13 protein-coding genes are annotated in these 10,936 nt (G+C 68.5%); 6 read left to right on the top strand and 7 right to left on the bottom strand.

Going from position 1 to position 10,936, the window contains the following annotated elements; translation table 11 throughout:
* Window positions 1-188: DUF3237 family protein (locus J7E68_RS02610; protein WP_215169615.1), on the bottom strand; the 188-nt coding region annotated here is incomplete at its 3' end.
* A complete protein-coding gene (locus J7E68_RS02615) occupies window positions 185-1,843 on the bottom strand; it encodes a CocE/NonD family hydrolase (protein WP_215169594.1) in 1,659 nt (552 codons plus the stop codon). The genes J7E68_RS02610 and J7E68_RS02615, both read right to left, overlap by 4 nt.
* A gap of 148 nt (window positions 1,844-1,991) precedes the next feature.
* On the opposite strand from J7E68_RS02615, the gene J7E68_RS02620 reads away from it, so the two are divergent.
* The 3 genes from J7E68_RS02620 (at window position 1,992) to J7E68_RS02630 (ending at window position 4,347) form a co-directional block, all read left to right on the top strand.
* A complete protein-coding gene (locus tag J7E68_RS02620; protein ID WP_215169596.1) occupies window positions 1,992-2,561 on the top strand; it encodes a TetR/AcrR family transcriptional regulator in 570 nt (189 codons plus the stop codon).
* Between the two features lie 232 nt (window positions 2,562-2,793).
* Window positions 2,794-3,459, top strand: a complete 666-nt coding sequence (locus tag J7E68_RS02625) for a hypothetical protein (protein ID WP_215169598.1) — start codon at window positions 2,794-2,796, stop codon at window positions 3,457-3,459.
* A gap of 108 nt (window positions 3,460-3,567) precedes the next feature.
* Window positions 3,568-4,347, top strand: coding sequence for a CPBP family intramembrane glutamic endopeptidase (locus J7E68_RS02630; protein WP_251048557.1), 780 nt, complete (start codon window positions 3,568-3,570; stop codon window positions 4,345-4,347).
* Between the two features lie 29 nt (window positions 4,348-4,376).
* On the opposite strand, the gene J7E68_RS02635 is transcribed toward J7E68_RS02630, so the two are convergent.
* From J7E68_RS02635 to J7E68_RS02655, 5 genes are all read right to left on the bottom strand, one after another.
* Window positions 4,377-4,943, bottom strand: coding sequence for a sigma-70 family RNA polymerase sigma factor (locus tag J7E68_RS02635; protein ID WP_215169600.1), 567 nt, complete (start codon window positions 4,941-4,943; stop codon window positions 4,377-4,379).
* On the bottom strand, window positions 4,940-5,509 hold the full coding sequence (locus J7E68_RS02640; RefSeq protein WP_215169602.1) for a hypothetical protein: 570 nt from the start codon (window positions 5,507-5,509) through the stop codon (window positions 4,940-4,942). The genes J7E68_RS02635 and J7E68_RS02640 overlap by 4 nt, the downstream gene beginning before the upstream one ends.
* A gap of 91 nt (window positions 5,510-5,600) precedes the next feature.
* Window positions 5,601-5,948: a cupin domain-containing protein gene (locus J7E68_RS02645; protein WP_215169604.1), complete on the bottom strand. Its 348-nt coding sequence runs from the start codon at window positions 5,946-5,948 to the stop codon at window positions 5,601-5,603.
* The gene (locus J7E68_RS02650) at window positions 5,945-7,351 is read right to left on the bottom strand and encodes an FAD-dependent oxidoreductase (protein ID WP_215169607.1); all 1,407 of its coding nucleotides are present in this window, start codon (window positions 7,349-7,351) and stop codon (window positions 5,945-5,947) included. Before J7E68_RS02650 ends, J7E68_RS02645 begins: the two co-directional genes overlap by 4 nt.
* Before the next feature lie 29 nt (window positions 7,352-7,380).
* Entirely contained in the window at window positions 7,381-7,848 is a 468-nt protein-coding gene (locus tag J7E68_RS02655; protein WP_140038142.1) for an Lrp/AsnC family transcriptional regulator, read from the bottom strand.
* A gap of 100 nt (window positions 7,849-7,948) precedes the next feature.
* Here J7E68_RS02655 and J7E68_RS02660 point away from each other — a divergent pair, with 100 nt between their 5' ends.
* The 3 genes from J7E68_RS02660 to J7E68_RS02670 all read left to right on the top strand — a co-directional run.
* A complete protein-coding gene (locus J7E68_RS02660) occupies window positions 7,949-9,382 on the top strand; it encodes a gamma-aminobutyraldehyde dehydrogenase (protein WP_215169609.1) in 1,434 nt (477 codons plus the stop codon).
* Between the two features lie 93 nt (window positions 9,383-9,475).
* Complete coding sequence (locus tag J7E68_RS02665) at window positions 9,476-10,615, top strand: ROK family transcriptional regulator (RefSeq protein WP_215169611.1); 1,140 nt, start codon at window positions 9,476-9,478, stop codon at window positions 10,613-10,615.
* A partial coding sequence (locus J7E68_RS02670; RefSeq protein ID WP_215169613.1) for a ChbG/HpnK family deacetylase occupies window positions 10,612-10,936 on the top strand: 325 nt, incomplete at its 3' end. The genes J7E68_RS02665 and J7E68_RS02670, both read left to right, overlap by 4 nt.

Below are 10,936 nucleotides of genomic sequence, written 5' to 3' on the forward strand. Positions count from 1 at the left end.
GACCAGTCGCCGCCGCCGGCGATCACGGTGCCGCGCAGCAGCGGACCGTCGACGGTGCCGCCGGTGATGGGGGTGAAGGCGAGCACCTCGTGCGGGCCGCGGCCGAGATGGATGTCGGTGGCGACGTCGACGCGGATCTCGAAGGCGTACTCGAGGATCGGCTCGGGCAGAGCGGTGGGATCGGTCAGGACAGGTCTACATCAAGGACGGGAAGGTGGATCGTGAGACCCTCGGGCCCACCGATCGTGAGGTGCTGCAGGTTCGATGCCGTCGGACCCCAGGCCCAGGGGTCGGCGCCCGTGCCGGTCTGCGGCACGAACTCGGGGTAGTCGCTGCTCGACACGTGCACGCGCAGGCGGTGGCCGGCGCGCAGCCGGTATCCGACCTGACCGAGGTCGAGGTCGAGCGTCGCGGGCTCTGTGGCATCGGTGACCTGACGCTGCCCGCGGGCGATGCGCAGCGCGGTGCCGTCTGGTGCGACGTCGAGGAGTCGGACGAACAGATCCATCACGGGGCCGTCCGAGCGGACGGTCGCGGTGGCGCTCACGGGGCCGGCAAGGTCGACATCGCTCGCGAGCGCAGAAGACGTGAAGACGAGCACGTCGTCGCGGGCGCCGATCGGGGCCTCATCGGGAAGCTCGAGGAGGAACGAGAAGGCATCCTCGGCGCTCGACGGAACGAGGTCGTCGGGGTCGTGGGTCCACGTCAGCTCGGTCGGCTGCGCTGCAGCATCCGTCTTCAGCTCTCCCTCGGCGGTCGCGACGAGTGCGAGGGTGCGGATGCCGGCGGGCGGCCACACCGCATCCGTTCGTTCTTCGTTCGTTCCGGCGAGATTCCACCGCACGGCGGGGATGTCGGCGGGAGCGCCGTTGCCGCGCAGGTACACCTCGAAGAACTCGAGCGTCGGATCGAGCGTGCGGGGGAGGAGCGCGCGGAGCTGCTCGTCGGTGCGCTCGGCGACGCGGTCGGCCGGGTCGCTGAGCAGCTCGTAGCCCTCGTGGTCGATCGATTCGATGCGGAGGTGGTGGTGCGCGGCCCACGCCGGGTTCTTCGCGATGTCGGCGACGTCGGCCCATGACAGGGGCGAGCAGTTGTCCCACCAGCCGATCGTCTGCAGCGCCGGCACCGAGCGGGCGGCGAAGGGCGAGCCGAGAGGGAAGCGGGGCAGGTGCACAGGGCGCGGGTACCACTGGTCGTACGAGATCGAGCGCTCGCCCGCTTCGACGAGGAACTCCTCGACCTGTGCCGCGAAGTCGCGTCGCGTCCAGTCGGGCTCCCACATGTAGGTGTCGTTGCCGTGGAAGTGGCTGACCGGGTAGAGGTACGTGATGGCCCACTCGACATCGGACGTGCGCTCGCCGGGTGTCTTGTGCACCGGCTCGCCGAGGCGAGTGCCGGTGACGCGGGGCGCGATCGCCTTGAGGGCGGGGTGCCCGCTCGCGGCGGCCGCCCACTGCGTGTAGCCGTAGTAGCTGTCGCCCCACATCGCCACCCGGCCGTTCGACCAGGGCTGCTGCACGATCCAGTCGAGGGTGTCCTCGCCGTCGCGCACCTCGTTGACGAAGAGCAGCGCCTCGCCCTCGGAGCGGAACTTGCCCCGTACATCCTGGGCGACGACGCGGTAGCCGTGAGCCATGAGGTACTCGGCGATCAGGGGGATGTAGGTGTAGCTGCCGCTCTTGTCATACGGCAGACGGATGAGGATGGTGTCGCCGGCGCTCTCGCCTCCGGCCGCGGGGAGGTAGACGTCGGCCGCGAGCAGCACTCCATCGCGCATCCGGACGCGGGCGGGGCGTGCGAGATCGCTCTCGGGCTCTGCCGGGATGCGGGTGTAGCTGGTCATGTCTCTCCCTCGTGACCTCGGCTGTGCGGGCGATCGCGCAGCTCGATGAATCACAACGTAAGTCCGCCCCAGTTAATAGTCAAGTCTGACTAGACTAAAAACTTGTAACATCTATGTATCCTGCTGATGCAGGGAAAAGGGGGGACCGATGGCACGTCCGACCGTGGCCGCAGAACGCCGCGACCAGATCATCGAAGCCACGTTGCAGACCGTGGCCGAACACGGCATCGCCGGTACGTCACTCGACCGCATCGCGGAAGCCGCAGGAATGTCGCGGGGGCACGTGCGCCACTTCGTCGGCAATCGCGATCAGCTGCTCGCCGACACCGCGCGGCACGTGTTCGCCGATGAGACCGGCACCCTGACGATCCTGCCGTCGACCCTGGTGACCTTCACCGACGCACTCGACTACCTGTTCGGCGAGGAGTTCACCCGATCAGACACCGAGAACGCGGTGGTCCTCGGGTTCGTCGAGCTCTCGCGCACCAACCCGCCGATCGCCGAGGTGCTCACCGAGTCGTACGGGCGCACGCGCACCACGCTGGCCGAACTCGCTGCAGCCGAGTACCCGAAGGCGGATGCGGCGACGTGCGAGCTCGTCGCCGACGGCACCCTCTCGGCCGCCCTCGGCAACGTCTTCATGGGCGACTTCAACCCCGACGAGGTGCGCACCGCACGGGTGCGCCGAGCCGTCGAGACGCTGCTCGCCGCGCTCTGAGATTCGGTGGCGGGCGAGGTTGTCGGCGTTCTCTGCCGTTGGGCCGGCCTCAAGCGCGGTCCCACTCCGGCAGTGGGTACTCGCTCAGGGGAGGCGGCGTAGCCAACATTGCGATCAGCGTCCCCAGCACGAGGGCCGCGCTCAGTCCCACGATGATCCGTTGGGAGCGGTGATGCTGATCGCAGCATCACCGGGGCCTCGCTGCGGGGTCATGGCGCGAGAGGATGGTTCGGTGCCGATCTCCTCCGACCGCTCGGATTGCTTCCTCCTGCCGGCCGCCGACGCTGCGGCGATCCGGACGAGCCCGGATCAGCTGCACCTCGTACCGCCCGACAGCGGCACCGACGCGTCGGCGATCATCGAGAGCCATCGGCGAGTGCGCGTCGCCCGTGGCAGGAGGGATGCGAGGGGGTGTCTCGTCCCGATCGCCGGCGGTCTCCTGCTCTCGGCCGTGGCCGTCGCGGTGGTCGCGGCGCTTCGGCTGCCGGTTCGAGACGCGGCCATCGCTGTCGCACTGCTGTTCGTCCTGGGTGCGCTGGTGACCGCGGTCATCGCTTCGCGCCGGATACCGGCCGCTCCCGCCGCGAAGCCCTTGCCGTCCGTGCTGATCCATCCCCTTGTGGCGGCTGGCGCCCCGGCGGATTTGCCCGCCCGTGACCTCGCGCTCGCGTCGCAGGTCTTCGACGAGCGAGATCGTGCCGAGGCCGATCTCCGGAAGGCCCGCGCCGACGCGCAGCTCACCGACGAGGAACGATATGTCTCCCCTGGCGACCGGTCGACCTGGTACTTCCGCCCGGAAGACCTGCCCGGCCTCGCGCGCACAGCAGACGACGCTCGTAGGCGGTCTCGTGATGTCGCCGGCAGGCTCGGTATCGTCCTCGATGCGGACCGTACGTAGCTGATGGTGGCGAACGCGAAGATGGTGGTCGATCCGGCTTCACCGTCTCCGTCGTGCACCGATATGTTGGGTGATCGGAACGAGCTCGCCGACGGAAGGCACAACCTCATGCGCGTCACCCCTCGGGTCTGGATCGGCCTCGCGATCTATGTCGGCTACGTCGCGGTCATCTTCGTCGTGTCGAAACTGAGCGGGGTGGCGTACACCGAGATCGGCACCTCGGCCGAGTTCACCTGGCGAGGAGCGGTGCTCGACCTCGCGGTCGGCGCCGTGCTGCTTGCCATCACGACGTGGCTTCTGGGGTGGTGGAGGCCCGCGCTCTTCGAGCGCAGGCGCTCGCACCACAAGTGGCCGATCTTCGTGCCCGCGATCATGCTCGTCGTCGCGGTGGCTAACCTCTTCAACACCGACTGGTCGAAGTTCGACGCCTCATTCCTGCTGTCACTGCTCGCCCTCGGGCTCGCCGTCGGATTCTGCGAAGAGCTGATGTCGCGAGGACTCCTGCTCACCGCCCTCCGCTCACGCCTCTCCGAGGTGTGGGTGTGGCTGCTCACCTCCGCCCTCTTCGGCGGAATGCACATCATCAACGCTGCACTCGGAGCCCCCGTCGTGCCGACCCTCGGACAGGTCGTGATCGCCGCAATTTCGGGTACGTGCTTCTACATCGTGCGTCGGGTGACCGGGTCGCTCATCTGGGCCATGGCGCTGCACGGGCTCTGGGATGTCTCGGTGTTCGCGGTCGGCTTCGCCCCGCTCGGCACCGCATGGGCCGCGTTCCTGACCCCGGTGATCGGAATCCTGGCTGTGGCGGTCGTCTACTGGGTGATCAAGGGTGCGGATGAGAAGCCGGTCGTTGCGGCGACGGCGGAGGCGCCAGCGAGCGCCTGAGGTCCGGGTTCTCCGTCGCCCCTGCCGGATCAACCACGCTCGCTCGCTTCCCGCAACGGCGCCGGAGAACGTGGCCGTCCGACCGGTACGCGGTCGTCGCCGTCGTCCAGCGCGATGCGCAGACGTCGTCTGGCTTCGGAGAGTCGGGAGCGTGCGGTCGATGGGTTGATCCCGAGGACGCGTGCTGCCTCGTGCGAGCGCAGCCCGTCCCAGTAGATCAGTCGCACGAGTTCCGCCGCGTCGGGATCGAGCGTCGCGATGGCCGCCCGCACGTCGAGCGCCTCGTCTGTATCGGCCGGCAGAGGCGAGCGAGGCATCGACGACTCGATTCTGTCGTCGGCGTTCTTGCGGCGCATGACTGCTCGCCGTGAGTTCATCAGCACGTTCCGCGCGACCCCGAAAAGCCAGAGTCGGGCGTCAGCCGGAGAGTCGGGTGTCTTGCGTCGACTCTTCCACGCAGTGAGCAGGAACTCGCCAAAGGCATCATCCGCATCAGCAGCGCTCCAGAGGCGGCGACGGAAGTAGCGAGCGAGATCCGTCTCGCTCGCGACCAGCGCGACTTCGAGGCGGGTGTCGGAGTCCTTCCTGGCACTCATCGGCAGGCGGTGCTCTCGGCGGAGATTGAGACCTCGTGGCCGACGCGCATCTCGTATCCGCGAGCGATGAGTTCGTCGAACGTCATCTCTGACGCGACGCTGAACATCGCCTGCATCCTGAGCTCGTCTTCGGTCTGCTTGCTGATCGCCGGGGCGTTCTCGTTGCTCGTGCGCGCTTCGGCGAGAACGTCAGCGATGTCGAGGCTCTGCAGTTCGATCGAGTTGAGAATCGTCTTGGCGTCCTGCACCATCGGGTCGTCTTCAGCCACCCCGTCCCATTCGATGCGCATCCCGACGAAGCAGTTCCCTCCGGCCGGCCGTTCGATGGTGAACGAGTTGTCTGCCATCCATCCCCACGGCGTCATGTGATCGCCCCCGGCGACTGCCATCGTTCCGCCGCCCAGCAGAAGAACGGAGGCCACGGCGCCCGCGATGCCGACGCGCGCCCGGCCTTGGCGCTTGCGCCCCTTCGCGAGCACAGCGGTTCGGCGCTCAGTCAGGTCGTTCGGGACGGTGACGATCGGCGCCGCTTCTCTCAGCAGCGCGTCCAGTTCGATCTCGTTCATTCTGACTCCCTCTCGATTGCCTTTGCCCTGAACATGTCCGCAGGGCGAGAAACTGTCCGAGATCGGGTCGAGAAGTGGATCGAAGCGCGCGTCAGGCGATGTAGATCTTGCGCAGCGTCTCGGTGACCGTCCACACGGTGCGCTGTCCCGCGGCCAGGCGCACGACCGACCCGGGGTCGACCTCGATCGCGGGCAGCGCCGGCTCGACGAACTCGATCCGGGCGTGGCCTGCGAGCACCACGAAGACCTCGTCGACCTCGACATCGGATGCCGTGCCCGGCGTCATCTCCCAGATGCCGACCTCGACCTCACCGAGCGTCGCGAGCGCATGCACCGCCGTCGTCGGGCGACCGATGACGACGTCATCCGCAGGCAGCGGTTCGTGCGCGAGCGGCAGCGCCGCGGCAGCCACTCCGGTTCCCGCAGTGAGCTCGCTCACGAATCGAACCCCATGCCGACGGCGTCCAGGGTCTTCAGGAACAGGTTGCGCTTGCCCTCGTTGTGATCGGCCTGGTTCATCGCCGCGCGCACGAGGTTGACGCCGATCGAGGCGACGGGCTCCGGCGGGAAGGGGATCGGCTTCTCACGCACCATGGCGAGCTCGGTGCGCTCGGTCGGCTCGCCAGACAGCTTGTCGAGCATGACGTCGGCGGCGAAGCGGGCGGCGCCGACGCCGAGGCCAGTGAACCCGGTCGCGTACGTCACGCGCCCCTTGCGTGCGGTGCCGAAGAACGCGCAGAACCGGCTCGACGAATCGATCGCCCCGGCCCAGCGGTGTGTGAACCTCAGGCCCTCGAGCTGCGGGAACGGCGTGAAGAAGTGCGAGGCGAGCTTGCGGTGACTCTCGGCGCGGTCCTCGTACTCGGGGCGCACCTTGCCGCCGAAATGGTAGACCGCGTCGTATCCGCCGAACAGGATGCGGTTGTCGGCCGTGAGTCGGTAGTAGTGGAACTGGTTGGCGCTGTCGGCGAGACCCTGGCGGTTCGACCACCCGATCGACGCCAGCTGCTCGTCGGTCAGCGGCTCGGTCATGAGCACGTAGTCATAGACCGGAACGGTCATGAGTCGGTTGCGCTTGAGCAGCGAGGGGAAGACGTTGGTGGCGAGAGCCACGGCATCCGCCCTGACCTGCCCGCCGTCGCGGGTGACGAGCGTGATCGCACTCGATCCCTCTCCGATGACCTCGCGCACGAGCGAGTGCTCGTAGATCTCGACCCCGAGTTCGACGGCGACGCGAGCGAGTTCGAGACCGAGCTTCGCAGGGTGCACGAGGGCGCATGCGTCGCGTTCCCACGCCCCGGCGAGGAACGTGTCGGAGTGCACCTCGGCCTGCACGGCCTCGCGGTCGAGGAACCCTTCCTCTTCGCGCAGCCATTCGACCTGGTGCGGCTCGACGGCGACGGCCAGCTGGCCGGTGCGTTCGAAGTCGACATCCATGTCGTACCTCTTCACGGTCTCTTCGATGCCGTCGAGGTTCTCGATGCCCAGCTTTTCGAGGCGCTCGATCTCGTCGGGCCAGCGGGTGAGGCCGTTCTCGTGTCCGTGCGTGAGGCTCGCCTCGCAGAATCCGCCGTTGCGGCCGGATGCCGCCCACGCGATGCGCGACGCCTCGAGCAGCACGACACGTCGCTGCGGATCGCGCTCCTTGGCACGCACGGCGGTCCAGAGCCCGGCATACCCGCCGCCGACGATGGCGAGGTCGGCCGTGATGCTCTCGGTGAGTGCGGGATGCGAGACGCGCTCGGCGTCATCGAGCCAGAACACGCTGAGAGCCGTGTCGCGCAGCGAGGCGTCGATCACGGCGTCCGCGGGGCGGCGACGTTCGAAGACCGTGGTTCCCATGATGTGCTCCTGGTTTCCGGACCCGCGCCTCAGCGCGTGCCCCAGTTGTAGAGGTCTTTGTAGAGACCCGCGTACAGCAGGCTCTCGGTGTGCGTGATGCCCGGGATCGTGCGGATGCGCGTCGCGATCAGGTCGAGCAGGTGGGTGTCGCTCTCGCACACGGCCTCGACGAGGATGTCGAAGGTGCCGAGCGTGACGACGACATAGGCGAGCTCGGTGATCTTCGTCAGCTCTTCGGCGATGAGCCGCGGGTCGCCGGTCACGCGGATGCCGATCATCGACATGCGGTTGAAGCCGAGCTGCATCGGGTCGGTCACCGCGACGATCTGGATGATGCCCGCCTCGGTCATCCTCTGGACGCGCTGTCGGGCCGCAGCTTCGCTGAGGCCGACCTCGCGACCGATCTCGGCATAGGGACGGCGGCCGTCCTCCTGCAGCAGCTCGACGATCCGCTTCGAGATGTCGTCGAGTACGGGCTGCTTCGCTGTGGCGCTCATGTGTCGATATTGACAGGATCACCCCGCCGAAGCAACTGATTCCATCGTCTGATTCAGGCGAGTCTTCTGTATTCGCAGTCTTATGGCTAGCATGGCGGTCATGGCGACAGAACTCCTGCAGAACTTCATCGGCGGCCGGTACGCACCCGTGACAGGGCAGGGGCGGATGCCGCTGATCGACCCCGTGACCGAGGAGACCTACGGAGAGCTGCCCGTCTCCGACACCTCTGATGTGGATGCCGCGTACGCCGCCGCATCCGCCGCCTTCCCGATTTGGCGTGACACGACGCCGGCCGATCGCCAGCTGGCGCTGTTCCGCATCGCGGACGAGATGCAGGCGCGCGCCGAGGAGTTCGCCGACCTCGAGTCGAAAGACACCGGCAAGCCGCGCGCGAGCCTCGTGACCGACGAGATCCTGCAGTCGATCGACCAGCTGCGGTTCTTCGCGGGTGCCGCCCGCAGCCTCGAGGGGCGCGCAGCGGGGGAGTACCTCGCCGGACACACGTCGTTCGTGCGCCGCGAGCCGATCGGCGTGATCGGTCAGGTCACGCCCTGGAACTACCCGCTCAACATGGCGGTGTGGAAGATCGCGCCCGCGCTCGCCGCAGGCAACACGGTCGTGCTGAAGCCCGCCGAATCGACGCCGCTGACGACGCTCCTGCTCGCCGAGATCGTCGCGCTGCACACGCCCGCCGGCACGCTCAACGTGGTGCTGGGCGACCGCGACACCGGGGTGGCTCTGGTCGAGCATCCGACGCCGCAGATGGTAGCGATCACGGGTTCGGTGCGCGCAGGAATGGCGGTCGCCCGCTCGGCGGCGAACGACGTCAAGCGCGTGCATCTCGAGCTCGGCGGCAAGGCTCCCGCGATCGTCTTCGCCGATGCGAACCTCGACAAGGCGGCATCCGGCATCGTCAGCGGCGCCTTCTTCAATGCGGGGCAGGACTGCACGGCGGCGACCCGCGTGCTGGTGCACTCGTCGGTGCACGACGAGTTCGTCGCCGCGCTGGTCGAGAAGGCGAAGACGGATGCCCGCACGGGCGCCCCGCACGAAGAAGGGGTGCTCTATGGGCCGCTCAGCAGCGCCGCGCAGCTCGCCCAGGTGCAGGGCTTCGTCGACCGTCTGCCTGCGCACGCCACGATCGAGACCGGGGGCTCGCGCCAGGGAGATGCGGGCTACTTCTTCGAGGCGACGATCGTGTCGGGTCTGCATCAGGACGACGAGGCCGTGCAGGGCGAGATCTTCGGCCCGGTGCTGACCGTGCAGTCGTTCGACACCGAAGAGCAGGCGCTCGAGATGGCGAACGACGTGCCCTACGCACTGGCCTCGTCGGTATGGACCACGGATCACGCCAGGGCGATGCGCTTCTCGCGAGACCTCGACTTCGGGTGCGTGTGGATCAACACTCACATCCCGTTCGTGTCGGACATGCCCCACGGAGGGTTCAAGCACTCCGGCTACGGCAAGGATCTCTCGCAGTACGGCTTCGACGACTACACGCGCATCAAGCACGTGATGTCGGCTCTCGACTGAGGGCGGCCGCACCGCTCGCATCCACGGGCGGATCCTCGACAGGTATGACGCGATATGTCAGGCTGGGGCCACGTCGAATCCGGGGGGATCAGCTTGGCACGACCACTCGCGGGGCCGCAGTCCCTGCTTCGCACGCTCAACGGGCGCGCGATCCTCGAGACTCTCGCCCGACGAGGTCCGCTCACGAGAGCTGAACTCGTGAGCGAGACGGGCCTGTCACGCACGGCGGTGACGCAGGTGCTCCGGATGCTCGAGAGCTCGGCCGCCGTCGCCTCGGCGGGTGTCGATCGCGACACCCGGGGGCCGGCCGCGGGCCGTGTCGCGCTGCATCCGCACCTCGGCTTCGCCGCCGCCGTGCACGTCGACATGCATGCCGCGCACGTCGTGCTCGTCGACCCGACCGGCATCGTGCGCGCCGAGAGCCACGCGCCCTTCCCGACGCGCGGCGACCGGGTGCAGCACATCGTCGATCTCGTCGCAGCCTGTCAGCGCACGGTGAACGGACCCCTGCACCTGGCGGTCGTCGGCATCCCCGGCATCGTCACGGCCGACGGCGGCATCCGCGACGATCAGGGACCCGACGGTGGGGCGTTCAAGTGCGCGCTGTCGGCGCAGCTCGGCTGCCCGGTGCGCATCGAGAACGACGTGAACCTCGCCGCCCTCGCCGAACTCACCGAAGGCACGGGCGCCGAGCTCAGCAGCTTCGCCCTGCTGCTGCTCGACGACGGACTCGGCGCCGGCATCGTCATCGACGGCGTGCTGCACCGGGGCTTCTCGGGGGTCGCGGGCGAAGTCATGTACCTCCCGCAGACGCCGCTGCCCATCGGGGCGCCGGTGCTCGGCGACGACGTCGTGCGCGACCTCGCCCTCGCCCACGGACGAGACCCCGACGAGACGATCGATCAGCACCTCGATGCGGCGTCGGCGGGTGATGCGGGCGCGATCGCGATGGCCGCAGAGATGGGGCGTCGCCTCACGCTCGTCGCCGGGAGCATCGCTCTCGTGCTCGACCCCGAGGCGTTCATCCTCGGCGGCACCGCGGCGCACCCCGCGCTCGTCGAGGGGGCCGCCACGGTCGCCGACGAGCTCGCCCCTCAGCTGCCGCTCCGACTGCTCGTGTCGTCGTTCGGGCCCGAGGCGCCGCTCGTCGGGGCGATCGGAGAGGCAGCATCCGCCCTTCGTGCGACCGTGTTCGCGGGGCTTCTTCCCGGCTCGGAACGGGGCCGACGATGACCTCGGATCTGGCGGATCGCCTCGGACTCGCGCCGGGCGCACGAGGCGTGATCCTCAACGCCGACGACTTCGGCATGTGTCATGCGGCCAACACGGCGATCACCGGGCTGCTGGATGCCGGGCGCATCGACTCGACGACGCTGATGGTGCCGTGCGCGTGGGCGCCCGAGGCGCTGGCCTTCGCGGCATCGCGCCCCGACCTCGACGTGGGCGTGCACCTGGTGCTCACGAGCGAGTGGACCGACTATCGCTGGAGGCCGCTCACCGGAACCGGAACGACCCTCGTCGACGAGGCCGGGTACTTTCCCGCCGGCGTGCTCG

Source organism: Microbacterium sp. ISL-103 (assembly GCF_018613995.1).
GTDB lineage: Bacteria > Actinomycetota > Actinomycetes > Actinomycetales > Microbacteriaceae > Microbacterium.